Origin of the sequence: Aeromonas sp. R1-2 (assembly GCF_040908505.1) — a bacterium.
Lineage (GTDB): Bacteria > Pseudomonadota > Gammaproteobacteria > Enterobacterales > Aeromonadaceae > Aeromonas > Aeromonas veronii.
The window spans coordinates 1-26099 of sequence record NZ_JBFODU010000020.1 but is presented as its reverse complement, the minus strand read 5'-3'; the positions used below and the strand labels follow the sequence as shown (position 1 = coordinate 26099).

The window sequence follows — 26099 nt, the reverse complement described above, 5'->3', positions numbered from 1 at the left end:
GGTAGTCGCTGCTTACAGCATCTGCTTGAGCCGATAGAGCAGGTCCAGTGCCTGACGGGGAGTGAGCTCGTCCGGGCGCACCGCTTCCAGCTCTTCCACCACCGGATGAGGCTGCGGGGCGAGGGTCACCGGAGCCGGGCGGCTTTCACCGGCGGCGACCGGAGTGGCGCTCTCCAGCTCATGCAGTTTGTGACGGGCCTGCTGGATCACCGATTTCGGCACCCCAGCCAACGCCGCCACTTGCAGGCCGTAGGAGCGGCTGGCCGCCCCTTCCTGTACCGCGTGCATAAAGGCGATGGTGTCGCCGTGCTCCACCGCATCCAGGTGGACGTTGGCCAGCCCGCTCATCAGCTCCGGCAAGCGGGTCAGCTCGAAGTAGTGGGTGGCGAACAGGGTGTAGGCGCCAATCTTGCTCGCCAGCTGTTCGGCACAGGCCCACGCCAGCGAGAGGCCGTCGTAGGTGCTGGTACCGCGGCCAATTTCGTCCATCAGCACCAGACTGCGGGCGGTGGCGTTGTTGAGGATGTTGGCGGTCTCGGTCATCTCCACCATAAAGGTGGAGCGGCCGGAGGCGAGATCATCCGACGCCCCGATGCGGGTGAAGATGCGGTCGATGGGGCCGATGCGGGCGCTGTCGGCGGGCACGAAGGCGCCGATATGGGCCAGCAGCACGATCAGCGCGGTCTGGCGCATGTAGGTGGATTTACCGCCCATGTTGGGGCCAGTGATGATCAGCATCCGCCGCTCCCGCTCCAGCCGGATAGGGTTGGCGATAAAGGGATCTGTCATCACCTGCTCCACCACCGGATGGCGGCCCGCCTCGATGATGATCTGATCCTCATCGATGAGGGTCGGGCAGCGGTAGTCGAGGGTCTCGGCCCGCTCGGCCAGGTTGGCCAGCACGTCCAGCTCCGCCAGTGCGGCGGCGGAATCCTGCAGATCGCCGAGATGGGGCAGCAGGGCATCGAGCAGCTCTTCGTAGAGCCGTTTCTCCAGCGCCAGCGCCTGGGACTGGGCGGTGAGTACCTTGTCCTCGTACTTCTTCAGCTCATCGATGATGTAGCGTTCGTTGTTCTTGAGGGTTTGACGGCGGATGTAGTGGGCCGGCACCAGATGGCTGTTGGCGCGGCTCACCTCTATATAGAAGCCGTGCACCTTGTTGTAACCCACCTTGAGGGTGTTGATGCCGGTCAGCAGTTTTTCCCGCTCCTCGATGCGGGCGAGGCTGGCGGTGGCGCCGTTGGCGAGATCCCGCAGCTCGTCCAGCTCCTGATTGAAGCCGTCACGGATCACGCCACCATCGCGGATCAGCACCGGCGGTACTTCCATCACGGCGCGCTCCAGCAGGTCGAGCAGCTCGGGGAAGGTGCTGGCCCGCTCGGCCAGCTGTTGCACCGCTTCGTGCTCGTTGTCCGCCAGCAGGCGCTGCAACTCAGGTAACTGGGCGAAGGCCTGACGCAGGCGGGTGAGATCGCGCGGGCGGGCCGAGCGCAGGGCGAGACGCGCCAGCACCCGCTCCACATCACCGACCTGACGCAGCAGGTTGCCCAACTCGTCGTAGAGGTTCTGCTCGATGAGCTCCTTGATGGTGCTCTGGCGGCCTTTCAGGATCACCCGATCGCGGATCGGCTGGTGGATCCAGCGCTTGAGCAGGCGGCTGCCCATGGGGGTGGCGGTGCGATCCAGCACCTCGGCCAGGGTATTTTCATAGCCACCGGCCAGATTCTGGGTCAGCTCCAGATTGCGGCGGGTGGCGGCATCCATGATGACCGCGTGATCCGGCTGCTCGAGGCGCACGTTGCGGATGTGGGGCAGTGCGGTGCGCTGGGTGTCCTTGACGTACTGCATCAGGCAGCCTGCGGCGCACAGGGCGGTCTCGCTCTTGTCGACGCCAAAGCCCACCAGATCCTGGGTGCCGAACTGCTGGCAGAGCAGCTTGCGAGCGGTGCCCAGTTCAAACTCCCACTCTGGGCGGCGACGCAGGCCGCGGCGACCCTCGATATGGTGCAGGAATTCGAACGATTCCGGGTAGAGCAGTTCGGCCGGATTGGTGCGCTGCAGCTCAGCCAGTAAGGTCTCTTCTTTCTCGAACTGGTTGATGAAGAAGCGGCCGGAGCCGATGTCCATGGTGCCGTAGCCGAAGCGGCGGCCATCGTGATAGACGGCGGCGATCAGGTTGTCCTGTCGCTCGCTGAGCAGCGCCTCGTCGGAGACGGTACCCGGGGTGATGATGCGAATGACCTTGCGCTCCACCGGCCCCTTGCTGGTGGCGGGATCCCCCACCTGTTCGCAGATGGCGGCGGATTCGCCGAGCTGCACCAGCTTGGCCAGATACCCTTCGATAGCGTGATAGGGCACCCCCGCCATCGGGATGGGGCTGCCCGCCGACTGGCCGCGCTTGGTCAGGGAGATATCGAGCAGCTGGGAGGCCTTGCGGGCATCGTCATAGAACAACTCGTAGAAGTCGCCCATCCGGTAGAACAGCAGGATCTCCGGGTTCTCGGCCTTGAGGCCAAGGTACTGCTGCATCATGGGCGTGTGGGCGCTCAGATTGGCGCTGGGAGCGGAGCTTGTGGCGCCGCTGGCTTGGTGTTGTGCGGTCATGTTCTGTTCCAGAAGGGGCCTCTGCGGGCCAATGTCTGCGGTGATGAGCCTTGAGCTTGATGGCGCCATTCTACACATAAGCGCCGCGGCGGGGGAGCGGGTGTTCCGGGCGCAGCTGCTCTGCGCTATTGAAGGCATGACTCCGGTGCAGCACCTCACATTGCGGCAGGCAAGGGCGGTCTGCCGTGGTTGCGGGCGGCGCTAGCGGGATCGCATAATGTGCCCCTTGAGCGGATCAGAAGGAGTCGTGATGAAACTGGATGCAGAGATAGAGCACCTTGCCATCGAGCTGGGACGGGCCCTTGGCCAGCGGGGCTGGCTGGCGGCGACCGCCGAATCCTGTACCGGCGGTGGGGTGGCCTGCGCTATCACCGACATAGCGGGCAGCTCCGGCTGGTTCGATCGCGGATTTGTCACCTACACCAACGAGGCCAAGCAGCAGATGTTGGGGGTGAGCAGCGAGAGCCTTGAACAGCACGGTGCAGTGAGCGAAGCGGTGGTGCTGGAGATGGCCCGCGGCGCGCTGGCGCACTCGTCTGCCTCCATCAGCGTTGCCATCAGTGGCATCGCCGGCCCCGGTGGCGCCACCGAGGGCAAGCCGGTCGGCACCGTCTGGTTCGCCTGGGCCGACCGCAACGGCCGTCACCACTCCCTGCTCGCCCGCTTCGACGGGGATCGCCGACAGGTGCGCCAGCAGGCGGTGAGACAGGCCTTGTCGGGTCTGTTGGCCCTGCTCAGATAAATTGGGCTTGATACTGTATGAATAGACAGTATACTTAGCCCAACTTCACTTCTTACTCACGATTTCCAGCGGAGATTGGCATGGATCAGAACAAACAGAAGGCACTGGCGGCTGCGCTGGGTCAGATTGAAAAGCAGTTCGGCAAAGGTTCCATCATGCGTCTGGGCGACAGCAAGACCATGGATATCGAAGCCATCTCTACCGGTTCCCTCTCGCTGGACGTGGCGCTGGGGATCGGCGGTCTGCCGTGTGGCCGTATCGTCGAGATCTACGGCCCGGAATCTTCCGGTAAAACCACCCTCACCCTGCAGGTGATCGCCGAAGCCCAGAAGAAGGGCAAGACCTGTGCCTTCGTCGATGCGGAACACGCTCTCGACCCTATCTATGCTGCCAAGCTGGGCGTCAACGTCGACGACCTGCTCATCTCTCAGCCGGATACCGGTGAACAGGCGCTGGAGATCTGCGACATGCTGGTTCGCTCCAACGCGGTTGACGTCATCATCGTCGACTCCGTGGCGGCCCTGACGCCGAAAGCGGAAATCGAAGGGGAGATGGGTGATTCCCACGTTGGTCTGCAGGCTCGTCTGATGTCCCAGGCGCTGCGCAAGCTGACTGCCAACATCAAGAACGCCAACTGCCTGTGCATCTTCATCAACCAGATCCGGATGAAGATCGGCGTCATGTTCGGTAGCCCGGAGACCACTACCGGTGGTAACGCGCTCAAGTTCTACGCCTCCGTGCGTCTGGATATCCGTCGTATCGGCGCCATCAAGGAAGGCGACGAAGTGGTCGGTAACGAGACCCGCGTCAAAGTGGTCAAGAACAAGGTGGCCCCGCCCTTCAAGCAGGCTGAATTCCAGATCTTCTACGGCGCCGGTATCTCCAAAGAGGGCGAGCTGGTGGATCTCGGTGTCAAGCACAAGCTGATCGACAAGGCCGGTGCCTGGTACAGCTACAACGGCGAGAAGATCGGTCAGGGCAAGGCCAACGTCATGAAGCTGTTCGCCGAGAACAAGGTGATGGCTGGCGAAGTGGAAGCCCGCCTGCGCGAGCTGCTGCTCTCCGGTGCCGTGCCAGTCGATGACAAGGCTGCACCGGTTGAGGCAGACGAGTTCGATGCCGAAAGTGAACAAGAGTTCGAATAAGGAACAAAGGAAGGCCGGGTAGATACCCGGCCTTGTTATTTATGATGGTTGATGAATCCGTTACCGAACCGGTCGAGCCTGCCGAACCGACCTTTGCAGAGCAGCTTGCCGCCGCCCGCGCCTTTGCCATGCGCAGTCTGGCCCGTCGCGAGAGCGCCGAGTCGGAGCTGGCCAACCGGCTGCGCCAGCAGGGTTTCAATGAAGAGGTGATCGAGGCGGTGGTCGACTACTGCCGCGGTTACAACTGGGTCAATGACGAACGTTACGGCGGTATGGCTGTACGTGCCGGTGCCGCCAAGGGCCATGGCCCCATCAAGATCCGCTTCGATCTGCGCCGCAAGGGGCTCGACGATATGCAGATTGATGCCGCATTCGATCAGCCGGAGCTGGACTGGTTCGAACTGGCGTTTGCCCTGCTCGAACGGCGCGCCCGGGTGGCCGATCTGGCGGATTTCAAGCTGCGGATGAAGTGGCTCAAGTATCTGCTGGGGCGCGGCTTTACCCAGGATCAGGCCCGTTATGCCATCTCTGCCCTGCAGGAGCGGGAGGAGTAACGCCACTGCGTGGCAAACGTCGTTTCACCTCTCCTTGTGGCAGGTTTTTCCTGTCCGTACAGTAGCTTGCGCGCACAATCCCGAAAAAGCGGCCTTTTGTTCATCTCATCTCTCTTTATGCGCTGCTTTTTTGCCTCTCGACAGTGGAAAAAGCCACTGTAGGCGGTGCCGCTCTTTTCTGGCCCATTTATGTGCGCTTTTTCGCCCGTGGCGGCCCTGTCCGTTTTACTTTACCCCGCAGAAAACTTACATTAATGCGGTTAAAAGTCCGTATTCGAATCAAGCAGGATTTTCCATGTATATGTCCACGTCAGAGATTCGCGCTGCGTTTCTCGAGTATTTCCGTTCCCAGGGGCACCAGGTTGTCTCCTCCAGCTCGCTGGTACCGCATAACGACCCGACCCTGTTGTTTACCAACGCGGGTATGAACCAGTTCAAGGACGTGTTCCTTGGCGCAGACAAGCGTGCCTACAATCGCGCGACGACTTCCCAGCGTTGCGTGCGTGCCGGTGGTAAGCACAACGATCTGGAAAACGTCGGCTATACCGCTCGTCACCACACCTTCTTCGAAATGCTGGGCAACTTCAGCTTCGGTGACTACTTCAAACAGGATGCCATCAAGTTTGCATGGGGCTTCCTGACCGAGGTGCTGCAGCTGCCGAAAGATCGCCTGCTGGTGACCGTCTACGCGACTGACGATGAAGCTTTCGATATCTGGGAAAAAGAGGTCGGTGTGCCGGCCGATCGCATCGTCCGCATCGGTGACAACAAGGGTGCCCCTTACGCTTCCGACAACTTCTGGGCGATGGGCGATACCGGCCCGTGCGGTCCCTGCACCGAGATCTTCTATGACCACGGCGATCACATCTGGGGTGGCCGTCCCGGCTCGCCGGAAGAGGATGGTGACCGTTTCATCGAGATCTGGAACGTGGTGTTCATGCAGTTCAACCGTCAGGCTGACGGCACCATGGAGCCGCTGCCCCGTCCGTCCGTGGATACCGGCATGGGTCTGGAGCGTATCTCCGCCATCATGCAGGGTGTCCACTCCAACTACGAAATCGACATCTTCCAGGCGCTGATCAAGAAAGCGGCCGAGATTGTCGGCACCACCGATCTGAGCAACCAGTCCCTGCGCGTCATCGCTGACCACATCCGCTCCTGCGCCTTCCTGGTGGCAGATGGCGTGATGCCGTCCAACGAAGGTCGTGGCTATGTGTTGCGTCGCATCATCCGCCGCGCCGTGCGTCATGGTCGCAAGCTGGGTGCGACCGATGTCTTCTTCTACAAACTGGCTGCCGAGCTGGCAGTGCAGATGAAGGATGTCGCTGCCGAGCTGATCGCCCAGCTGCCGCTGGTCGAGCGCGTGCTGCGTATCGAGGAAGAGCAGTTTGTCCGCACGCTGGATCGCGGTCTGCTGCTGCTGGAAGATGCTCTGGCCAACCTGGGCGATGCCAAGGTTATTCCGGGTGAGGTGGTGTTCAAGCTCTATGACACTTACGGCTTCCCGGCCGACCTGACTGCCGACGTGGTGCGCGAGCGCGAGATCGGCATCGACGAAGAGGGCTTCAAGGCCGAGATGGAGAAGCAGCGTGCTCGTGCCAAAGAGGCCTCCAGCTTCGGCGTGAACTACAACGAGATGCTCAAGCTCGACTTCGAGACCCCCTTCACCGGTTACAAGACTCTGACCGAGCGTACCCGCGTGGTCGGTATCTACAAGGGTGTGGAAGAGGTGAGCGGTCTTATCGCCGGTGACGAAGCGGTCATCGTGCTGGAGGAGACCCCCTTCTACGCCGAGTCCGGCGGCCAGATTGGCGACAGCGGTACCCTGAAAGTGGACGACGGCATCTTTGCCGTGACCGACACCCTGAAAGCGGGCAAGGCGATCATCCACAAGGGTTACATGGAGCTGGGCACCCTGGAGAAGGGCGCCGAAGTGGAAGCCGTGGTTGACGCTGACCGTCGTCAGGCCATCGCTCTGAACCACTCCGTGACTCACCTGCTGCACGCTGCCCTGCGTCAGGCTCTGGGCGAGCATGTCACCCAGAAAGGTTCTCTGGTTGGGGCCGAGCGCATGCGCTTTGACTTCTCCCACTTCGAGGGGCTGACCATGGCGACCATTCGCCGGGTCGAGGAGCTGGTCAACAACCAGATCCGCGCCAACCACGAAATCACCACCCAGCTGATGGATCTGGAAGCGGCCAAGTCCGCCGGTGCCATGGCGCTGTTTGGTGAAAAATATGAAGACGACGTGCGCGTGGTGCGCATGGGCGACTACTCCACCGAGCTGTGCGGCGGTACTCACGCCAAGCGCACCGGCGATATCGGCTTCTTCAAGATCATCGCCGAGAGCGGTATCGCAGCTGGCGTGCGCCGTATCGAAGCGGTGACCGGCAAAGCGGCCATCGACTTCATGCATCAGGTTGGCGAGCAGATCGAAGAGGCTGCTGCACTGGTGAAAGGTGATCAGTTCTGCATCGCCGACAAGGTTCGCCAGATGCTGGACAAGGCCAAGATGATGGAGCGCGAGCTGGAGCAGCTCAAGGCCAAGCTGGCCGCTCAGGCGGGTAACGACCTGCTGGGTCAGGTGATCGAGATCAACGGTCAGAAGGTGCTGGTTGCAGCGCTGGAAGGGGCCGATCCGAAATCCCTGCGCGGCATGCTGGACGAGCTGAAGAACCAGATGAAGTCCGGTGTCGTACTGCTGGCCACCTGTGCCGATGGCAAGGTCAACCTGATCGCCGGCGTCACCAACGACCTGACCGGCAAGGTCAAGGCCGGTGAACTGGTCAATCTGGTTGCCCAGCAGGTGGGTGGCAAGGGCGGTGGCCGTCCGGACATGGCACAGGCGGGTGGTACCCAGCCTGAGGCGGTGCCGGCAGCGCTGCAATCCGTTCATTCCTGGCTGGAAGAGCGCCTGTAATCGGGCGAGGTGATCTGTGGCACTCTATGTACAGAAGTACGGCGGCACCTCGGTCGGCACACTGGAGCGGATCGAGGCGGTAGCTGAGCGGGTCGAGCAGACCCGCGCCCAGGGACACGACGTGGTGGTGGTTGTCTCCGCCATGTCGGGCGAAACCAACCGGTTGCTGGGCATGGCCCAGCAACTGGATCCTGATGCCAACCGGCGGGAGATGGATGTACTGGTCTCCACCGGTGAGCAGGTCACCATAGCGCTGCTGGCGATCGCGTTGAACAAACGCGGTTGTCCTGCGGTCTCAATGACCGGTGATCAGGTTCGGATTCACACCGATTCCGCCTATGGCAAGGCGCGCATCACCCACATCGACACCGAGCTGGTTCATGCCGAACTGGCTGCGGGCAAGGTGGTGGTGATCGCCGGTTTCCAGGGCCGTGACGAGCATAACGCCATCACGACGCTGGGCCGCGGCGGTTCGGATACCACGGCGGTTGCCGTGGCGGCGGCCATCAAGGCCGATGAGTGCCAGATCTTTACCGATGTGGATGGGGTATACACCACGGATCCGCGCATCGAGCCCAAGGCGCGTCGTCTCGACACCATCACCTTCGAGGAGATGCTGGAGATGGCCAGTCTCGGCGCCAAGGTGTTGCAGATCCGCTCGGTGGAGTTTGCGGGCAAGTACCGCGTCCCGCTGCGGGTGCTGTCGAGCTTTATCGATGGAGAGGGAACCTTAATCACATATGGAGGTGATAGGATGGAAGCTCCCCTGGTATCCGGGATCGCTTTTAACCGCAACGAGGCCAGCCTGACCATTCTGGGCGTGCCGGACAGACCAACCGTTGCCGCGCAGATCCTGAATCCGATCAGCGATGCCAACATTGATGTCGACATGATTGTGCAGAACACCCTGGGAGATGGCACCGCCGACTTCACCTTCACGGTGAATCGTGACGATTATCGCCGTGCCCGGGCGCTGTTGGAGGAGACCGCCACCGAACTTGGCGCCTCCTGCGTGCAGGGAAATGGCGAAATTGCCAAGGTTTCCATTGTCGGTGTCGGCATGTGGAACCATCCCGGTGTTGCGCGCACCATGTTCAAGGTATTGGGCGAGGAGGGGATCAACATGCAGTTGATCTCGACCTCTGAAATCAAAATCTCTGTGGTGATTGACGAGAAGTATCTGGAGCTGGCGGTGCGAGCCCTGCACGCGGCTTTCGGGTTGGATCAGGCACCGCAAGAGCAGCCCTTGGGCTAACAATCTCTGATTGATTTAGTTTCAACCATTTACCATATCGGTATCTTTGTTAGATAATGTCGCATATCGATATAAAAACAAAACAGGATACAGGAGCAAGCGAATGCTTATTTTGACTCGTCGTGTTGGGGAAACCCTGATGATTGGTGATGAAGTGACTGTCACCGTACTGGGCGTTAAAGGCAACCAGGTTCGTATCGGTGTTAACGCGCCGAAAGAGGTCTCCGTTCACCGCGAAGAGATCTACCAGCGCATCCAGGCCGAGAAAGTTCCGGGCCAACCGGGCTTCTAAGCCACTTTCATGGCTGTGACAAGGCGACACCTCATGTGTCGCCTTTTGTTTTTCCGGCCCCCTGAAATTGCCCTGCAGGGCGCGAAACTGCGGGATAAGTGCCGATATTGTTTGAATATTCCACGCTTTGACCAAATGCTGAGCGAACGCACTTTTTTCTCCAAAAAAGTGTTTGACTAAAAATCCCTGTGAAGTATTATCAGCCCCGCAAACGGAGAGGTGGCCGAGAGGCTGAAGGCGCTCCCCTGCTAAGGGAGTATGCGGCTTATACCCGCATCGGGGGTTCGAATCCCCCCTTCTCCGCCATTTGCGCCCGTAGCTCAGCTGGATAGAGTACCTGGCTACGAACCAGGTGGTCAGAGGTTCGAATCCTCTCGGGCGCACCATATTACGACTCAAGCAAGAGTCATGTGTTGACCATCAGCAAGTCGACACTTTGGAAAAGGCTTACTGATAAGTAAGCTTTTTTTATCGTTTTAAAACAGGGCGCCCGTAGCTCAGCTGGATAGAGTACCTGGCTACGAACCAGGTGGTCAGAGGTTCGAATCCTCTCGGGCGCACCATTTAAAACGACACAACGATTTATGAGCGCCCGTAGCTCAGCTGGATAGAGTACCTGGCTACGAACCAGGTGGTCAGAGGTTCGAATCCTCTCGGGCGCACCATTTTTCAAGCAGTACACAAAAGTTTGTGAGCGCCCGTAGCTCAGCTGGATAGAGTACCTGGCTACGAACCAGGTGGTCAGAGGTTCGAATCCTCTCGGGCGCACCATATTTCAAGCAGTACCAAAAGTTTATGAGCGCCCGTAGCTCAGCTGGATAGAGTACCTGGCTACGAACCAGGTGGTCAGAGGTTCGAATCCTCTCGGGCGCACCATACAGACAGCCTCGACTTCGGTCGGGGCTGTTTTTTTTATGGGCGACATTTACCCCTGTCGTGTGGATCCGCGTTCGCTGTGGCGGCCGGGTCACCCTCCTGCCTGTCTGTTCTTGTCCTCTTTTATACCTCTTCTGTTATTGAGCTGCGTTCTTCTGAACGGTACAACCCTTTGCCTCATCTATAGGCGCCCTGTATGCCTGCTGTTGCAACGGCAGATGCCGCGCAGCTTATCACTCAAGGTTCGCTCATCAACATCCTGCAAGGCCTGCCGAGGCGTTCTGCTGGCAATAAAAAAGGATGCCGCAGCATCCTTTTGTGTCGAGATATTTACTCAGCTTTTCAACCATTTGCGAATGCGGTTGGCATCGCCGATGGGGGTGCGTTTGCCCACCGAGTTGAGCAGCACGATGGCGAGCTCGCGGCTGTCCGGTTTGGCGCGCATTACCAGACAGCGCCCCGCTTCGTCAGTGAAGCCGGTCTTGGAGAGGCGCACGTCCCAATCCGGGTTTTTCACCAGCGGGTTGGTGTTGTTGAACATCAGGCTATAGGAGGGGGCGCTGAAGCGCATCTCCCGGTTCTCATCCTGAGTGAACTGACGGATCAGCGGCTGACGATAGGCGGCGGCGGCCAGCTTGCCGAGATCCTGGGCGGTAGAGACGTTGCGGGTGGAGAGGCCGGTGGAGTCGTAGAAGTGGGTATTACGCATACCCAGCTGTCTGGCCTTGTTGTTCATGGCCCGCACGAAGGCGCTGCGACCGCCCGGATAGTGACGCGCCAGTGCCGAGGCCATCCGGTTTTCGGAGGACATCAGCGCCAGATGCAGGGCATCGCGGCGGGTCACCTTGGTGCCCATGCGGATGCGGGAGTGGGTGTGTTTGACCCGATCCAGATCGTTCTTGTCGACCGTGATGGTCTGGTTGAGATTCTGCTTGGCATCCAGCACCACCAGCGCTGTCATCAGCTTGGTGAGGGAGGCGATGGGACGCACCTTGGTGGCATTCTTCTGGTAGAGCGTCTTGCCCGTTTTTACATCCACGACCAGGGCGCTGCTCGAGCGTACTTCCAGTTTGGCAGGGTTGGGTGCCGCGCTGACCGCAGGCAATCCCAACATTCCCATCAACCCGACAACCAGCGCTGCTGCGCGAATCCGACACCACATACAACCGACTCCATTCCCATCCAAAAAAAGGCGCTAGATTCACTCATTTTTACCCCGGCTTTACAAGGGCCGAGCGGGACTATTTCTTCTATTTGCGCAAAATTGGCGATCAAAAAAGCCCTCTGGCGAGGGCTTTCGGGTCGGGCGTTGGGCGAGGGGTCAATCCCGCGGCTGCGCGGCCCTGCGTTTGCTGATCCAGCGCCAGACCAGCGCCACCATGCCACCCACCAGCAGGGCCACCGGCAGATAGATGATGATGTTGAAGAACTGGGTCTGGTATTCGGCTGCCAGCTTGGTGTGGCTCAGGTAGTAGCCAAACCCGACCAACGGGCAGATCCACATGATGGAGCTGATCAGATTGACGATGAGAAAGCGCCCCTGGGGCAGTTCGGTGGCACCCACGATATAGGGGTAGGCGGTGCGCACGAAGGCGATATAGCGCGCGGTGATCAGGGTGATGATCCCGTACTTGTCCAGCAGGTGGTAGACCTTCTGCTGGTGTCGCTCTTCCACGTGGGACATCAGCCGATGGTAGAGCTGGGTGTGGCCAAGGAAGCGCCCCTGCATGTAACCGAGCCAGGTGCCGACAAAGGTTGCCATGATCAATAGCGGGATCACCCCGAGAGACAACACATCCTGATAGATGAGTACGCCGGTGAGGATCAGCAGGCTGTCACCGGGCAGAAAGGCGGTAGGGATGAATCCGTTTTCCAGTACCAGAAACGTCAGAATCACACCACAGATCATGAAGGCCATCTTGGGATCGGAAAGTGTGTTCAGATCGTGATTCATAAAGGCGTGAGCCAGTTGGTAAAACTGCTCCATACTTGCAAACTCCGCAGGTTAGCTGGGTTGATCGGTCAAGGGCATGGCGAGCACCTTGTCGATGCGCAGGCCATCCATGTCAACAATTTCCAGTTGCCACTGTTCCAGTGTCACCAGGTCTCCGGTTTGTGGAACACGACCAAGGAGCAGCATGATAAGCCCTCCGAGGGTGTGATAGTGATGTTTTTCTTCTTCTGGCAGACGAACCAGCTCCAGACAGTCCTTCAACTCCGGCAACGGGATCAGGCCATCGAGCAGCCAGCTGCCGTCGGCGCGCCGGAATGCCCAGTTGTCCTCGCCATCCTCCTGCTGGAAATCCCCCGCCAGCGCCTCCAGCAGATCCTGCTGGGTGACCAGTCCCTGCAGCTCGCCATATTCGTCCACCACCAGCGCCATCTGTTCGCTGTGGGTGCGGAAGTGGTTGAGCAGCTCTACGCCGTTGAGGGTCTCGGGCAGCAGGCTGCCCTCCTGGGTCAGGGCAGCCAGATCGATGGGCTCCCCCTTGATATAGGCGTGCAGCACCTTGCTGACATTGATGATACCCACCAATTCTGACAGGTTGCCGTCGCAGACCGGAAAATAGCTGTGGCGATACTCCACCAGTCGCTGCAGGTTGGTCTCCAGCGGCAGAGCCAGATCCAGATAGCGGATATCGCTGCGTGGCACCATCAGGGAGGAGAGGCTGCGCTCGTCGAGACGGAAGACGTTGCGCAGCATGGTGTGCTCATGATCCTCGATCACCCCGGCTTCAGAGCCCTCCACCAGCATGGCGTGGATCTCCTCCTCGGTGACGTTGGCGCTGCCGTTCTGGTTGACCCGCAGCAGCCGCAGGCTGGCATTGGTAGAGGCCGACAGCAGCCAGACGAAGGGGCGTGTCAGGGTGGCGAGCCAGTGCATGGGGCGGGCCACCAGACAGGCGATGCGCTCGGCATTGAGCTGGCCAAGCCGCTTGGGCACCAGCTCCCCCACCACGATGGAGAGATAAGTAACCACCACCACCACTATGATTGTGGCGATCAGGCCACTGCTCTTGGCCGGGAGTCCCCACTCCTGCAACCAGAGGGAGAAGGGCTGGGCCAGCAGGGATTCGCCATAGATACCGTTGAGCAGACCTATGCTGGTAATGCCGATTTGGACGGCAGAGAGAAAATGGGTCGGGTCTTCGCCCAGTTTGAGGGCGATGGCGGCGGAACGGTTGCCTTCAGAGGCAAGCTTGCCGAGGCGAGCCTTGCGTGCGGTGACGATGGCGATTTCTGACATGGCGAAGACGCCATTAAGCAAAATCAATCCCAGCAGGATCAATATTTCCATACAGCAACAGCACTCCTTGAGTGGATAAGATCGCTGGCAGTGTAATGAATTTGGTGGCGATGCGCTTGTGAAAGCGGGTGATCCGGCTCGCTAATTTGATGACAGCGCTCTGCGGTGGCCGAAAAAGATGGCCGGAAAAGGGAAGGATGACCACGCCAAACGGCGTAATGGGCGAGGCAGCATTGCAGGAGGGAAAAGGGCGGGAAGTCCCGCCCTTGCTTGTCATGGTTCAGACAACCGTTATCAGAACTGTTGGAACCAGCGCTGGATCTGGGCCGGATCCTTGCTCTGGGTCAGGGAGAGCATCAGCAGCACCCGCGCCTTCTGCGGGTTGAGAGTGCCGGAGGCCACGAAGCCGTACTTGGCATCATCGATCTCGGCATCTAGGGTGGTGGCGCCGGTCGGCACGCGGGCGGAGCGTACGACGCGGATGCCATCCTTGCTCGCTTTGGCCAGGGTGTCGAACAGGGAGTGATAGAGGTTGCCGTTGCCCACCCCGGCGCTGACGATGCCGTCGAACTTGGCATCCACCATCGCCTTGGCCGGCAAGTCGGTGGCGTTGGCGTAGCTGTAGACGATGCCCACTTGCGGCAGCTTGTCGAGCTTGCTCACGTCAAATGGCGTCTTGCTGGTGTGCAGACGGGCCGGGCTGCGCTGATAGTCGATCTTGCCGTTGTGGATGTAACCCAGCGGGCCAAAGTTGGGGGAGGCAAAGGTCTGCACGCCTGTGGTGTTGGTCTTGGTGACATCGCGGGCATCGAGCACTGTGTCGTTCATCGCCACCATGACGCCACGTCCCTTGGAGGCGGGGTCGGAGGCGGTCACCACGGCGTTGTAGAGGTTGAGCGGGCCATCAGCACTCATGGCGGTGGAGGGGCGCATGGCGCCAACCAGTACCACCGGCTTGTCGCTCTTGACGGTCAGATTGAGGAAGTAGGCGGTCTCTTCCATGGTGTCGGTGCCGTGGGTGATGACAATGCCATCCACGTCATCCTTGGCCAGCAGCTCGTTGACCCGTTTGGCCAGCTTGAGCCACACCTCGTCGTTCATGTCCTGGGAGCCGATCTTCACCACCTGCTCACCCTGCACATCGGCCACGTTCTTCATCTCGGGCACGGCGGCGATCAGGGTTTCGATGGCCACCTTGCCAGCCTCGTAGTTGGACTGGGTAGCGGACTGGCCAGCTCCGGCAATGGTGCCGCCGGTTGCCAGAATATGGACGTTGGGCAGGGCCATTGCCATGGGGGAGAGGGTCAGGCCGACGACGGCGGCGAGCAGGGTCTTGCGGATCGGTAGGGTCATGCTGCAAATCCTTGTGGTTGGAATAATCGCAGCAAGTTTGCCCGTTTAATAACCCGGGTCTGTGATAAAACTCACCAAAAGACAGGTGAGTACAGATTTTTAACCTGTTTTATACCTCTATGGAGATAATTTAACTCGCAGAGAAACCCTTGGCTTCGATCAGGGCGATCAGCTCGGCCTTGCTCAGCTCGCTCTCAATGACGGCCTTGCTGCTGGTGAAATCGACGGTTGCGGTGGTGACCGCAGGCTGGGCCAGCAGCGCTTTTTGCAGACTGGCGGCGCAGCCACCACAGGACATGCCGGACACTGTGAGTTCGATGGTCATGGGATATCTCCTTTGTTGATGAGCGCCAGCCTAAAGCTGCCGCCTCCGGCAAGGTCAAGCCGTCAGTACATAAGACCCAGATAGCTCATCAGGATGGCTCCCTGCCGGTGTATGGGAGCCAAGGTTCGTGGTGGCGATGAGGTTGGCAGTTTCCTCGGGCAGGGTCAGTACATCAGACCGAGGTAATTCATCAGGGTCGCTCCCAGACTGGTGGTAACCAGCGAGCCGAGGGTGGTGGTGGCGATGATGTTCGCGGCCAGTACGCTGTCGCCCCCCATGGCGCGGGTCATCACATAGCTGGCGGCGGCGGTTGGAGTGGCGCTGATGAGAAACAGGATGCCCAGCTCCAGATGGCTGAAGCCGAGCAGGGCTGCCCCCAGAGTGAACGCCGCTGGAATGAGGCAGAGCCGCATCACGCTGGCCCAGCCGGTCAGCGCCGCCCCGCCGCGCAGGGCCCCAAGACTGAGGGAGGCGCCGGTGCAGAGCAGCGCCAGCGGCAACGTCATGTTGGCGAAGTAGCCGCCAGTGGTGAGCAGCAGCTGCGGCATCTTGATGCCGAGCAGGCTGAACGGCAGGGCCGCCACGATGGCGATGATGAGCGGATTCTTGATGATGCCGAGCAGGATGGGGCGAATGCCGGTCGCCCCGCCGAGGCTGCGGGTGAGGGTGATGACCGCGAGGATGTTGTAGAGCACGGTGACCGCGCCGACGTAGAGCGCTGCCGCCCCCAGCCCCTCGTGGCCATAGGCGTTCTGCACGTAGGCGAGCCCTATGATGGCGCTGTTGCCGCGAAAACTCCCCTGCACGAAGATGCCGCGCAGTCGCTGCTCGCCGATAAAGCGGCCCGCCAGCAGCTCCAGTACCAGATAGCTGGCGACGGTGGCGAGCAGGCCGTAACCGATAAACCAAGGGCTCGGCATGGTGGCGAAGTTGGTGCCAAGAATGCTGAGAAAGAGCAGGGCGGGCAGGGTGACCTGAAACACCAGCCGGGAGGCGGATTCGGTGAAGGGCTCCGGCAGCAGCCCCAGCCGCTTGAGCCAGATGCCGAGCAGCAGGATCACGCAGATGGGGCCTGTGATGGAGAGGGAGAAGAGCAGACTGGCCAGCAGATCCATGGTGGGCGTCCTCCTGATGCGCCGTCCGAAGCGGGGCAAAAAGGGCATTCTAACGCCATGGGCTTGTATTCACAGGGGTTAATCACAACAATGTGGGCAATTTCCACCGCCTGCGCCAAACCCCAGTGAGTCAATCCATGGACAAGAAACTGACCATCCTCGATATCGCCCGCCTCTCGGGGGTCGGCAAGTCGACTGTCTCCCGGGTGCTCAATCAGGATCCCAAGGTGAAGCAGGAGACCCGCGAGCGGGTGGAGCAGATCATCGCCGAGCATGGCTTCGTGCCGAGCAAGTCGGCGCGGGCCATGCGCAGCCAGAGCCAGCAGGTGGTGGGGATCATCGTCTCGCGGCTCGACTCCAGCTCGGAGAATCAGGCGGTGCGCGGCATGCTGGAGACCCTCTATCAGCGCGGCTACGATGCTGTGCTGATGGAGAGCAAGTTCTCCCCCGCCAAGGTACAGGAGCATCTGGCGGTGCTGGAGCGGCGCGGGGTGGATGGCATTATCCTGTTCGCCTTCAATAACTTGGACTATGCCGCCATGGCGCCGCTGAAAGAGAAGCTGGTGCTGGTCGCTCGTGAATATCCCGGTTTCTCCTCGGTCTGCTTCGACGACGCCGGTGCGGTGCGCACCATGCTGGCGCAGCTGGCAAGCCGTGGCGCCCGCGACATCGCCTATCTGGGGGTGGATACCTCGGATCTCACCACCGGCCAGCGCCGCCTAGATGCTTATCTCGCTTACTGCGCAGAGCAGGGGTTGCGCCCGCGCACCGCCCTCGGCGATCTCAGCCTGCAGAGCGGCTACCGGCTGGCGGCCGAGCTGCTTACCCCCTCCACCCAGGCGTTGGTCTGCGCCAGCGACACCCTCGCCATCGGTGCGGCAAAATACCTGCAAGAACAAGGGCGTAGCGAGGTACTGGTGACCGGCCTTGGCAACAACCCCATGCTCAGTTTCCTCTTCCCCAACGCCCTCAGTCTCGATCTTGGTTACAAAGGGGCGGGGGAGCAGGCGGCGCGTCAGCTGCTCGGCCAGATTGAGCAGGATCGGCCTCCGCTGGTGACAATCGCCCCCTGCCGAACCCTGTGAGCCCCATCACTTCGGACTGAACAAAAAGTGTGCTTTTTGTGACGCTGGCCACGAATTGGGAACGTTCCCATTTCGATCTGGCCAGATTGTCGGCATGCTAAATGGGAACGATACCAAAAACGCTCCGGCTGACAGACTGGCTCAAAAGGGCGATACAGACCACTATTCAATGGCGTCACAGAGGGAAGACCCATGTCCAAGATCAACGCACAGCAGCTTGCCACCCTGATCGACAAGATCGGCGGCAAGGAGAACATCGCCACCGTCAGCCACTGCCTGACCCGGTTGCGCTTCGTCCTGAACGATCCGGCCAAGGCCGACAGCAAGGCCATCGAAACCATTCCGGCAGTGAAGGGAAGCTTCACCCAGGGCGGTCAGTTCCAGGTGGTGATCGGTAATGAGGTAGAGCAGTGGTACAAGGCGCTGACCGAGCAGCTCGGCGTCAGCGGTGGCAGCAAGGAGACCGCCAAGCAGGCGGCTCGCCAGAACATGAATCCGCTGGAGCGGGGCATCTCCCATCTGGCGGAGATCTTCGTTCCGTTGCTGCCCGCCATCATCACCGGCGGTCTGATCCTGGGCTTTCGCAACGTCATCGGCGACATCAAGATGTTTGACGATGGCACTCACACCCTCACCGAGATCAGCCAGTTCTGGGCTCAGGTACACGCCTTCCTCTGGCTGCTGGGCGAGGCGATTTTCCACTTCCTGCCGGTAGGTGTCTGCTGGTCTGCAGTGAAGAAGATGGGCGGCTCCGAGATCTTGGGTATCGTGCTCGGTATCACGCTGGTGTCGCCGCAGTTGATGAACGCCTACGGCATCGGTCAGCAGACCCCGGAGGTGTGGGACTTCGGCCTGTTCGTGATCCAGAAGGTGGGTTATCAGGCCCAGGTCATTCCGGCGCTGCTGGCGGGTGTCTTCCTCGCCTGGGTTGAGACCAACCTCAAGCGGATCATTCCGGCTTACCTCTATCTGGTGATTGTGCCGTTTGTCTCGCTGCTGCTGGCAGTGATCGTGGCCCACGCCTTTATCGGCCCGTTCGGTCGCTGGATTGGTGATGGCGTCGGTTTCGCTGCCAAGGCTGCCATGACCGGCTCCTTCGCTCCCATCGGCGCGGCCCTGTTCGGTTTCCTCTACGCACCGCTGGTTATTACCGGTATTCACCACACCACCAACGCAGTGGATCTGCAGCTAATGCAGAGCATGGGTGGCACCCCGATTTGGCCGCTGATCGCCCTCTCCAACATCGCCCAGGCTTCTGCGGTCGTCGGCATCATTCTGATTAGCCGCAAGGAGAACGAGCGGGAGATCTCGGTACCTGCTGCCATCTCCGCCTACCTCGGGGTGACCGAACCGGCGATGTACGGTGTCAACCTCAAGTACAAGTTCCCCATGCTGTGCGCCATGGTTGGGTCCAGCCTTGCGGCCCTTATCTGCGGTTTCGCCGGAGTGATGGCCAACGGCATCGGGGTGGGCGGCCTGCCGGGCATCCTCTCCATCCAGCCGCAATACTGGGCGGTGTTTGCCATCGCCATGCTGGTCGCCATCGTGGTGCCGGTGGTGCTGACCCTGCTGGTCTACAAGCGCCAGCAAGCCGCTGGCAAGTTGGCCCAAGCCTGCGCCTGACACTGATTATCAGGGCGACCCGTGGGTCGCCCTCTCCATTTTCTATTCGAGACAAGAGAAAGACCCATGAGCCAAACACCCTGGTGGCAGAGTGCCGTGATTTACCAGATTTACCCCAAGAGCTTTCAGGATTCCGCTGCCCGTGGCACCGGCGATCTCAAGGGGATCATGGCCCGCCTCGACTATCTCAAGACCCTGGGCGTTGACGCCCTCTGGCTGACCCCGGTTTACGTCTCCCCGCAAGTGGACAACGGCTACGACATCGCCGATTACTACGCCATCGACCCCGCCTACGGCACCATGGATGATTTCGAGGCGCTGCTGGCCGCCGCCCACGCGCGCGATATCCGCATCGTGATGGATATAGTAGTGAACCACACCTCCACCGAGCACACCTGGTTCAAGTCGGCGCTGGGGGATAAAAACAGCCCCTACCGCGACTACTACATCTGGCGCGATCCGGTGGATGGCGGCGTGCCCAACAACTGGCAATCCAAGTTTGGTGGCAGTGCATGGGAGCTGGATGCAGCCACCGGCCAGTACTACCTGCACCTGTTTGCCCGCGAGCAGGCGGATCTCAACTGGGAAAATCCGGCGGTGCGTGCCGAGGTGAAAAATATCATCCACTTCTGGGCCAAGAAGGGGGTGGACGGTTTCCGCCTCGACGTCATCAACCTTATCTCCAAGGATCAGACGTTCCCGAACGACGAGATTGGCGATGGCCGCCGTTTCTACACCGACGGGCCGCGCATCCACGAATTTTTGCAGGATGTGAGCCGCGACGTTTTTGCTCCGGTTGGTGCCATGACGGTGGGGGAGATGTCCTCTACTTCGCTGGAGCACTGCCAGCGCTATGGCGCCCTCGATGGATCCGAGCTCTCCATGGTGTTCAACTTCCACCATTTGAAGGTGGATTACCCCAACGGCGACAAGTGGACCAAGGCACCGTTCGATTTTCTCGAACTCAAACGCATCTTCAACCACTGGCAGAGCGGTATGCATGGCAAGGGGTGGTCGGCGCTGTTCTGGTGCAACCACGATCAGCCGCGCATCGTCTCCCGCTTCGGCGATGAGGGTGAGCATAGGGTAGTGGCCGCCAAGATGCTGGCCAGCACGCTGCATGGCCTGCAAGGCACCCCCTACATCTATCAGGGGGAGGAGATAGGCATGACCAACCCCGGCTATCAGCACATCAACGACTATCAGGATGTGGAGAGCCGCAACATCTTCGCCATCAAGCAGGCGGAAGGGATGAGCGAGGCCGAGATCCTCGCCATTCTCGGCGCCAAGTCCCGCGACAACTCGCGCACGCCGATGCAGTGGAGCGCAGCGGCCAATGCAGGTTTCACCCAAGGAACGCCCTGGCTCAAGCCTGCCGCCAACTATCCCGAGATCAATGCCGAGGCGGTGCTGGCCGACCAGAACTCGGTGTTCTGGCACTATCGGGATCTCATCGCCCTTCGCAAGGCGCACCCCATCTTCACTCAGGGGGATTATCAGGAGCTGTTGACCGGGCACCCGCAGATCTGGGCCTATGCCCGCCGTGCCAACGGTCAGACCCTGCTGGTGGTGAGCAACTTCTACGGCGAGCCGGTTGAGTTTGCCTTGCCTGCCGAGCTACAAAGCGGGCAAGGTCGGCTGCTGCTCGGCAACTACCCCGATAGCCCGGCCCAACCGCAATCGGGTATGCTGCGCCCTTATGAATCCCTGATCTGGCTGATGGAGTAGGTAATGGAGAAGGTGGTGCGCGGTAGCGAGTGGCAGAAGATGGTGGCGGGGGAGCCCTATGATGCGGGCGACCCCGAGTTCAAAGCGGCGCGCGAGCGCTGCCGCAAGCTCTATCACACCTTCAACACCTGCTGGCAGGAGAAACCGGCGCTGGATGCTTTGCTGCACGAGCTGCTCGGTAGACGCGGCCAGGAGTGCGCCATCAATCCGCCGTTCTTCTGCGACTATGGCACCAATATCTTCGTCGGCGAGAACTTCTACGCCAACGTCAATTGCACCATCCTCGACGTCTGTGAGGTGCACATCGGCGACAACGTGCTGCTGGCGCCCGGGGTGCAGATCTACACCGCCGCTCACCCGGTGGCGGTGACGCCGCGTATCAGGGGTGTCGAGTTCGGCAAGCCGGTACGGATCGGTCACAACGTCTGGATTGGCGGCAGCGTCGTCATCTGCCCCGGCGTCACCATCGGTGACAACAGCGTCATCGGCGCCGGCTCGGTGGTGACCAAAGATGTGCCCGCCAATGTGGTGGCGGCCGGCAACCCCTGTCGGGTATTGCGGGCGATGACGGCGGAGGAGCTTGAAGGCGTCATCCAGCGGTGAACAGGGGCCATGAATGCTATTGCTATCTGATTGATAGAAAAGCGACTTTCAGATTGTTTTGCATTCAGTGCTTATGTTCGGGGCCGCTTGGTCGATACTGTTGAGTGCAGGAGGAACCCTATGGATATATCAAGTTCTGCAAATGCGTCGTTTGGTTCTGCTCTGATGACGGCCAGTCTGGCCAAGAAACAGCAGACCCAAGAGGGCGAAGCTGCGCTGAAGCTGCTGCAAAACGCAGCGCAATCAGCGCCGGTTGCACCGACATCGGCCAGCGCTTCCCTGGGAAGCAAGATCGATATTCGCGTCTGACCCTAATGAAAAAGCCCCCATCTCGCGATGGGGGCTTTTTTATCTCTGCGATTTGCGGGATCAGACCGGGAAAGGAGCCGGCGCCTCGAAGGTCATCCGCTCGCCACTGCGGGGGTGGCTGATGGTCAGGCTGGCCGCATGCAGGTAGAGATGGGGCGCCGCCGCCAGCGCATCCGGATGAGCATAGAGGTTGTCACCCAGGATCGGGTGCCCCAGCTCCAGCATATGGACGCGCAGCTGATGGGAGCGACCGGTGATGGGGGTCAGCTTGATCAGGCTGTTGCCGTTCTCCACCTTCAGTTTCTGCCACAGAGTCAGAGCGTGACGCCCCTCCTCGTGATCCACCTTCTGCTTCGGGCGGTTGGGCCAGTCGACGCAGAGTGGCAGGTCAACCTGACCCGACTCTGCCTCCGGCTCACCCCACACCCAGGCAAGGTAGTGCTTCTCGGTCTCCCGCTCGCGAAATTGCCGACTCAGCTCCCGATGAGCGTTGGGATTGAGGGGAATGACAATGACGCCAGTGGTGGACATGTCGAGGCGATGAGCTGCCGCCGCCTTGGGGTGCTGCTGTTTCACCCGATGCAGGACGCTGTCTTCATTCTCGGGGCCGCGCCCGGGGACGCTTAGCAGGCCAGTGGGCTTGTTGACCACCATGATGTCCTTGTCCTTGAACAGGATATCGAGCCAGGGTTCCAGAGGCGGTGAGTATTCAAACATAAATGTCTCGCATCAGAAGGTGGGGGCAAGCCCCCATCAGTTATGGGTAACCACGACAAAGCGGCCTTGGGTATCCAGTTTGAGCTGGGTCTGGCCGCTGTCGGTCGGTACCTTGTCAGTTATGGGTGACCACGATAAAGCGGATGGCATCCAGCTTGAGTTGGGTCTGATCGATCAGGTGGTGCAATTCTGCCTGCAGATTGCGCAGATAATCCAGTTCGCTGTCGCGCACGTTCGGGTTGACTGCCTTGAGCGCTTCCAGACGATCCAGATCCTGCTGCAGGGTCTGCGCCATCTGGGCGCGGGCCTTGTCGACAATCCCGGCTTTCAGCGCTTCGGCAATTGCCTGACCCTGGCCAATCAGACCGTGGATCACCGGCTGGGATGCAGTCACGAGCTTGCTGCCGAGGTGGCGATTGACCGGCGTCAGCTGGCGGTTGAAGGCATCGAACGCCACTTTCTCACCCAGATTCTGGCCGTTTTTGTCCATCAGCAGACGGATCGGCGTCGGCGGCATGAAGCGGTAGAGCTGGGGATGGGCCGCAGACTCGGCAACGAAGATCAGCTCAAGCAGGATGGAGCCGATGGGCAGCGCCTTGTTCTTGAGCAGGGCGACCGAGGTGGCACCGATCTCGGAGCCCAGGATCAGGTCGATACCGCCGCGCATCATGGGGTGATCCCAGGAGAGCAGCGCCATGTCATCACGCGACAGGGCAGTGTTGCGATCGAAGGTGATGGTCATGCCGTCTTGCGGCAGGCCCGGGAAGCTGGAGACCAGCATGTGATCCCCGGGGGTCAGCACCAGCGCGTTCTCGCCACGGTCATCCTGATTGACGCCGATCTCGTCGAACATCTTGAGGGCGAAGGAGATCATGCCGGTGTCGTCATCTTCGGCGGCCAGCTTGTCGACCAGCTGCTGGGCGGCGGCGCCACCGCTGGAGTGGATCTCCAGCAGGCGATCGCGCCCCTGCTCCAATCGAGCCTTGAGCGGCTCGTGCAGTTCGCGGGTCTTGATCAGCAGGGCGTCGAGAGCTGCCTGATCGCCGGTGTTGGCGGCCAGCAGCTCGAACAGCTCTTCACGTACCGCTTCGAATACCGGGCGGGCAGTCGGGCAGGTCTGCTCGAACGCGTCCAGACCATCGTGATACCAGAGTTGCAGGGCGCGCTGGGCAGTCCCTTCCAGATAGGGAACGTGGATCTCGACGGTGTTCTGCTGACCGATACGATCCAGTCGGCCGATACGCTGTTCCAGCAGATCCGGGTTGAGAGGCAGATCGAACAGCACCAGATGGCTGGCAAACTGGAAGTTGCGCCCTTCTGAGCCGATCTCGGAGCAGAGCAGCACTTGGGCGCCACCCTCTTGCTGGGCAAAATAGGCGGAGGCCTTGTCCCGCTCGAGGATCGACATCCCTTCGTGGAACACGGCTCCACGGATCCCTTCACGGGTGCGCAGCGCCTCTTCCAGCGCGATAGCGGTCGCCGCTTCGGAGCAGATCACCAGCACCTTCTGCTGACGGGCAGAGAGCAGCAGCTCCAGCAACCATTCGACGCGCGGGTCAAACTGGGTCCAGCTGGCGTTGTCACCTTCGAACTGCTGGAAGATCTTCTCGGGATAGAGGTAGCGCAGGGCACGGGTCTGCAGATCGCCACCGTTACCACCCATCATGCCCATTACCTTGATGGCAGTCTTGTACTGCTCCGGCTGCGGCATGGGGTAGACGTTGAGGTGACGCTCGGGGAAGCCCTGAATATTGGCGCGGCTGTTGCGGAACAGCACCCGGCCGGTGCCATGCTGGTCCAGCAGCTTGGCGACCGCCTGCTGGCGGGCGGCGGCATCGCTCAAGTCCAACCCTTCCAGCTGGCTGGCGAGGGTCTGTCTGGCTTCATCGCTCAGGGTCTCGCCATCCAGCAGCTCTTGCGCTGCGCTGGCGACCTGACCATAGGCCTGCTCCTCGGCGAGGAAGGCCTCGTAGTCGTAGAAACGCTCGGGATCGAGCAGGCGCAGACGGGCAAAGTGGCTCTGGTGGCCCAGCTGATCCGGGGTAGCGGTCAGCAGCAGTACGCCCGGCACCTGTTCGGCCAGCGCTTCCACCATTTCGTAGGCGCGGCTCGGCGCCTCTTCACTCCACTCCAGATGGTGGGCTTCGTCGACAACCAGCAGATCCCACTCGGCCTCCAGCACCTGCTCGAAGCGACGACGCTTCTTGCGCAGGAAGTCGAGGCTGCAGATCACCAGCTGTTCGGTCTCGAAGGGGTTCTCCGCATCGGCGAACGCCTCGATGCAGCGCTCCTCGTCAAACAGGGAGAAGTGCAGGTTGAAGCGGCGCAACATCTCGACCAGCCATTGGTGCTGCAAGGTTTCGGGCAGCAGAATAAGCACCCGATGGGCGCGACCGGAGAGCAGTTGCTGATGAATGATCATGCCCGCTTCGATGGTCTTGCCCAGACCCACTTCATCGGCCAGCAGTACGCGTGGGGCGTAGCGGTGACCCACTTCATGAGCGATATAGAGCTGGTGCGGGATCAGGCTGACCCTGCCACCGGCCAGACCGCGAGTTGGGTTGCGACGGCGCTGGTGCTGGTTGACCAGCGCCTCGTAGCGCAGGGTGAAGCGGGACATCCGATCGATCTGACCGGCGAACAGGCGATCCTGCGGCTTGTTGAACTTGATAAAGTTGTTGAGAAACACTTCTTTGAGGGCAACGGGCTCATCATTGTCGGTGCGCACACCTACATATATAAGCAGGCCGTTTTTCTCCTGCACTTCTTCGACCGTCATGGTCCAGTCTTCGTGACTGGTGATCTGATCGCCCACATTGAAGCTGACCCGGGTCACCGGCGCCTCTTCTTTGGCATACATACGGTTTTCACCGGTAGCCGGAAACAACAGGGTAACCATGCGTCCTTCAACAGCAACGACAGTCCCCAACCCCAGATCCGTCTCTGTATCACTAATCCAACGCTGGCCAAGTGCAAAAGGCATTAAACTCTCCAAAGCCCAAGAGTGTGTGAATCGCAAAGGGGCGCTATGTTACCCGAAGGCGTGACCTCGATCACCATGCATATAGATGTAGAGAGACCAAATCGCCACAACCTTGATCTGCTACCATCGCCACGCCATCTAGAGGATAGCGAGCTCGCCAAACGGGTGTGTTATTGCAGGATAAATGCGCTTTTTGGGTGATTAGTGAACGGTTGAACCAAAATTGCGAATTTAATTCGAAAACACCCTTGCAAGCGTGATCCAGATCCCTATAATGCGCCTCCATCGACAGGGCAAGCGGCAACGCAGAAAGCCAAGTCGGTAACCTCGAAAAGCCTTTGAAAATAAGGCTTGACTCGATAAGGCGGTTGAGTAGAATTCCACTCCCGCAGCAACACACTGTTGCGTCGCTCTTTAACAATTTGAATCAAGCAATCTGTGTGGGCACTCACAGCATCGAACATCAAAAACAATTTTTGATTTTCAATGTCTGGTGAAGTGACCAAGACGATTTCTTAGCAATAAGAAGTCGAACAGTTTATTTCAGCAATTCATTGAGCCGCTTTTCGAAGCAACCAAACTTAAATTGAAGAGTTTGATCATGGCTCAGATTGAACGCTGGC

21 protein-coding genes and 6 tRNA genes are annotated in these 26099 nt (G+C 60.2%); 17 read left to right on the top strand and 10 right to left on the bottom strand.

Annotated elements, in window-relative coordinates; genetic code table 11:
* Positions 1-12: 12 nt before the first annotated feature.
* Positions 13-2532: a DNA mismatch repair protein MutS gene (mutS, locus tag AB5Y76_RS08035; protein ID WP_236368273.1), complete on the bottom strand. Its 2520-nt coding sequence runs from the start codon at positions 2530-2532 to the stop codon at positions 13-15.
* A 322-nt stretch (positions 2533-2854) separates the two neighbouring features.
* Here mutS and pncC point away from each other — a divergent pair, with 322 nt between their 5' ends.
* The 12 genes from pncC to AB5Y76_RS07975 all read left to right on the top strand — a co-directional run bounded on the left by pncC (position 2855) and on the right by AB5Y76_RS07975 (position 10388).
* Positions 2855-3346 carry a nicotinamide-nucleotide amidase gene (gene pncC, locus AB5Y76_RS08030; RefSeq protein WP_201954125.1) on the top strand — a complete coding sequence of 164 codons (492 nt, stop codon included), beginning with the start codon at positions 2855-2857 and terminating at the stop codon, positions 3344-3346.
* Between the two features lie 80 nt (positions 3347-3426).
* Complete coding sequence (gene recA, locus AB5Y76_RS08025) at positions 3427-4491, top strand: recombinase RecA (protein ID WP_005348744.1); 1065 nt, start codon at positions 3427-3429, stop codon at positions 4489-4491.
* A 44-nt stretch (positions 4492-4535) separates the two neighbouring features.
* Positions 4536-5045 carry a regulatory protein RecX gene (locus AB5Y76_RS08020; protein WP_101530905.1) on the top strand — a complete coding sequence of 170 codons (510 nt, stop codon included), beginning with the start codon at positions 4536-4538 and terminating at the stop codon, positions 5043-5045.
* Positions 5046-5340: 295 nt separating this feature from the next.
* Positions 5341-7965 carry an alanine--tRNA ligase gene (gene alaS, locus AB5Y76_RS08015; RefSeq protein ID WP_005336056.1) on the top strand — a complete coding sequence of 875 codons (2625 nt, stop codon included), beginning with the start codon at positions 5341-5343 and terminating at the stop codon, positions 7963-7965.
* A gap of 16 nt (positions 7966-7981) precedes the next feature.
* Entirely contained in the window at positions 7982-9220 is a 1239-nt protein-coding gene (locus AB5Y76_RS08010; RefSeq protein ID WP_005336054.1) for an aspartate kinase, read from the top strand.
* 103 nt (positions 9221-9323) lie between these two features.
* Positions 9324-9512: a carbon storage regulator CsrA gene (gene csrA / locus AB5Y76_RS08005; RefSeq protein WP_005336053.1), complete on the top strand. Its 189-nt coding sequence runs from the start codon at positions 9324-9326 to the stop codon at positions 9510-9512.
* Between the two features lie 213 nt (positions 9513-9725).
* A tRNA-Ser gene (locus tag AB5Y76_RS08000) sits at positions 9726-9818 on the top strand.
* A gap of 3 nt (positions 9819-9821) precedes the next feature.
* A tRNA-Arg gene (locus AB5Y76_RS07995) sits at positions 9822-9898 on the top strand.
* Between the two features lie 100 nt (positions 9899-9998).
* Positions 9999-10075: transfer RNA gene (locus AB5Y76_RS07990), tRNA-Arg, on the top strand.
* Between the two features lie 25 nt (positions 10076-10100).
* Positions 10101-10177: transfer RNA gene (locus AB5Y76_RS07985), tRNA-Arg, on the top strand.
* A 29-nt stretch (positions 10178-10206) separates the two neighbouring features.
* Positions 10207-10283, top strand: a tRNA-Arg gene (locus AB5Y76_RS07980).
* Between the two features lie 28 nt (positions 10284-10311).
* Positions 10312-10388 (top strand) — tRNA-Arg (locus AB5Y76_RS07975).
* Between the two features lie 334 nt (positions 10389-10722).
* On the opposite strand, the gene pbpG is transcribed toward AB5Y76_RS07975, so the two are convergent.
* From pbpG to AB5Y76_RS07940, 7 genes are all read right to left on the bottom strand, one after another.
* Entirely contained in the window at positions 10723-11550 is an 828-nt protein-coding gene (pbpG, locus tag AB5Y76_RS07970) for a D-alanyl-D-alanine endopeptidase (RefSeq protein WP_263718094.1), read from the bottom strand.
* 159 nt (positions 11551-11709) lie between these two features.
* Positions 11710-12375 carry a DedA family protein gene (locus tag AB5Y76_RS07965; RefSeq protein ID WP_005343012.1) on the bottom strand — a complete coding sequence of 222 codons (666 nt, stop codon included), beginning with the start codon at positions 12373-12375 and terminating at the stop codon, positions 11710-11712.
* Between the two features lie 18 nt (positions 12376-12393).
* Positions 12394-13686 (bottom strand): hemolysin family protein, encoded by a 1293-nt coding sequence (locus AB5Y76_RS07960; protein WP_005336050.1) that lies wholly within the window; start codon positions 13684-13686, stop codon positions 12394-12396.
* Positions 13649-13912, bottom strand: a complete 264-nt coding sequence (locus AB5Y76_RS07955; protein WP_263718091.1) for a hypothetical protein — start codon at positions 13910-13912, stop codon at positions 13649-13651. The genes AB5Y76_RS07960 and AB5Y76_RS07955 overlap by 38 nt, the downstream gene beginning before the upstream one ends.
* A 17-nt stretch (positions 13913-13929) precedes the next feature.
* Entirely contained in the window at positions 13930-14988 is a 1059-nt protein-coding gene (ansB, locus tag AB5Y76_RS07950; RefSeq protein ID WP_263718089.1) for an L-asparaginase 2, read from the bottom strand.
* Between the two features lie 130 nt (positions 14989-15118).
* Positions 15119-15313, bottom strand: a complete 195-nt coding sequence (locus AB5Y76_RS07945) for a heavy-metal-associated domain-containing protein (RefSeq protein ID WP_071914838.1) — start codon at positions 15311-15313, stop codon at positions 15119-15121.
* A 164-nt stretch (positions 15314-15477) separates the two neighbouring features.
* Entirely contained in the window at positions 15478-16428 is a 951-nt protein-coding gene (locus AB5Y76_RS07940) for an AEC family transporter (RefSeq protein ID WP_263718084.1), read from the bottom strand.
* 137 nt (positions 16429-16565) lie between these two features.
* Here AB5Y76_RS07940 and treR point away from each other — a divergent pair, with 137 nt between their 5' ends.
* The 5 genes from treR (at position 16566) to AB5Y76_RS07915 (ending at position 21776) form a co-directional block, all read left to right on the top strand.
* Positions 16566-17513, top strand: a complete 948-nt coding sequence (gene treR, locus AB5Y76_RS07935) for a trehalose operon repressor TreR (protein ID WP_263718082.1) — start codon at positions 16566-16568, stop codon at positions 17511-17513.
* A gap of 192 nt (positions 17514-17705) precedes the next feature.
* Positions 17706-19136: a PTS trehalose transporter subunit IIBC gene (treB, locus tag AB5Y76_RS07930; protein WP_368177708.1), complete on the top strand. Its 1431-nt coding sequence runs from the start codon at positions 17706-17708 to the stop codon at positions 19134-19136.
* Between the two features lie 66 nt (positions 19137-19202).
* The gene (gene treC, locus AB5Y76_RS07925; RefSeq protein WP_263718077.1) at positions 19203-20864 is read left to right on the top strand and encodes an alpha,alpha-phosphotrehalase; all 1662 of its coding nucleotides are present in this window, start codon (positions 19203-19205) and stop codon (positions 20862-20864) included.
* Between the two features lie 3 nt (positions 20865-20867).
* Complete coding sequence (locus AB5Y76_RS07920; protein WP_263718075.1) at positions 20868-21467, top strand: sugar O-acetyltransferase; 600 nt, start codon at positions 20868-20870, stop codon at positions 21465-21467.
* 120 nt (positions 21468-21587) lie between these two features.
* Positions 21588-21776 (top strand): hypothetical protein, encoded by a 189-nt coding sequence (locus AB5Y76_RS07915; RefSeq protein ID WP_005336040.1) that lies wholly within the window; start codon positions 21588-21590, stop codon positions 21774-21776.
* Between the two features lie 60 nt (positions 21777-21836).
* Here AB5Y76_RS07915 and rluA read toward each other — a convergent pair whose 3' ends face one another.
* Both rluA and rapA read right to left on the bottom strand, forming a co-directional pair.
* The gene (gene rluA, locus AB5Y76_RS07910; protein ID WP_263718071.1) at positions 21837-22493 is read right to left on the bottom strand and encodes a bifunctional tRNA pseudouridine(32) synthase/23S rRNA pseudouridine(746) synthase RluA; all 657 of its coding nucleotides are present in this window, start codon (positions 22491-22493) and stop codon (positions 21837-21839) included.
* Positions 22494-22608: 115 nt separating this feature from the next.
* On the bottom strand, positions 22609-25476 hold the full coding sequence (rapA, locus tag AB5Y76_RS07905) for an RNA polymerase-associated protein RapA (protein WP_263718069.1): 2868 nt from the start codon (positions 25474-25476) through the stop codon (positions 22609-22611).
* Positions 25477-26099 lie beyond the last annotated feature (623 nt).

Bases quoted from the DNA above. Each gene is read 5' to 3' on its own strand.
- csrA (WP_005336053.1), top strand. From the start codon at position 9,324: ATGCTTATTTTGACTCGTCGTGTTGGGGAAACCCTGATGATTGGTGAT.
- AB5Y76_RS07955 (WP_263718091.1), bottom strand. From the start codon at position 13,912: ATGACAAGCAAGGGCGGGACTTCCCGCCCTTTTCCCTCCTGCAATGCT.
- alaS (WP_005336056.1), top strand. From the start codon at position 5,341: ATGTATATGTCCACGTCAGAGATTCGCGCTGCGTTTCTCGAGTATTTC.
- treR (WP_263718082.1), top strand. From the start codon at position 16,566: ATGGACAAGAAACTGACCATCCTCGATATCGCCCGCCTCTCGGGGGTC.
- treB (WP_368177708.1), top strand. From the start codon at position 17,706: ATGTCCAAGATCAACGCACAGCAGCTTGCCACCCTGATCGACAAGATC.
- pncC (WP_201954125.1), top strand. From the start codon at position 2,855: ATGAAACTGGATGCAGAGATAGAGCACCTTGCCATCGAGCTGGGACGG.
- AB5Y76_RS07960 (WP_005336050.1), bottom strand. From the start codon at position 13,686: ATGGAAATATTGATCCTGCTGGGATTGATTTTGCTTAATGGCGTCTTC.
- AB5Y76_RS07940 (WP_263718084.1), bottom strand. From the start codon at position 16,428: ATGGATCTGCTGGCCAGTCTGCTCTTCTCCCTCTCCATCACAGGCCCC.
- rapA (WP_263718069.1), bottom strand. From the start codon at position 25,476: ATGCCTTTTGCACTTGGCCAGCGTTGGATTAGTGATACAGAGACGGAT.
- ansB (WP_263718089.1), bottom strand. From the start codon at position 14,988: ATGACCCTACCGATCCGCAAGACCCTGCTCGCCGCCGTCGTCGGCCTG.
- rluA (WP_263718071.1), bottom strand. From the start codon at position 22,493: ATGTTTGAATACTCACCGCCTCTGGAACCCTGGCTCGATATCCTGTTC.
- pbpG (WP_263718094.1), bottom strand. From the start codon at position 11,550: ATGTGGTGTCGGATTCGCGCAGCAGCGCTGGTTGTCGGGTTGATGGGA.
- AB5Y76_RS08020 (WP_101530905.1), top strand. From the start codon at position 4,536: ATGGTTGATGAATCCGTTACCGAACCGGTCGAGCCTGCCGAACCGACC.
- treC (WP_263718077.1), top strand. From the start codon at position 19,203: ATGAGCCAAACACCCTGGTGGCAGAGTGCCGTGATTTACCAGATTTAC.
- AB5Y76_RS07915 (WP_005336040.1), top strand. From the start codon at position 21,588: ATGGATATATCAAGTTCTGCAAATGCGTCGTTTGGTTCTGCTCTGATG.
- recA (WP_005348744.1), top strand. From the start codon at position 3,427: ATGGATCAGAACAAACAGAAGGCACTGGCGGCTGCGCTGGGTCAGATT.
- AB5Y76_RS07965 (WP_005343012.1), bottom strand. From the start codon at position 12,375: ATGGAGCAGTTTTACCAACTGGCTCACGCCTTTATGAATCACGATCTG.
- AB5Y76_RS07945 (WP_071914838.1), bottom strand. From the start codon at position 15,313: ATGACCATCGAACTCACAGTGTCCGGCATGTCCTGTGGTGGCTGCGCC.
- mutS (WP_236368273.1), bottom strand. From the start codon at position 2,532: ATGATGCAGCAGTACCTTGGCCTCAAGGCCGAGAACCCGGAGATCCTG.
- AB5Y76_RS07920 (WP_263718075.1), top strand. From the start codon at position 20,868: ATGGAGAAGGTGGTGCGCGGTAGCGAGTGGCAGAAGATGGTGGCGGGG.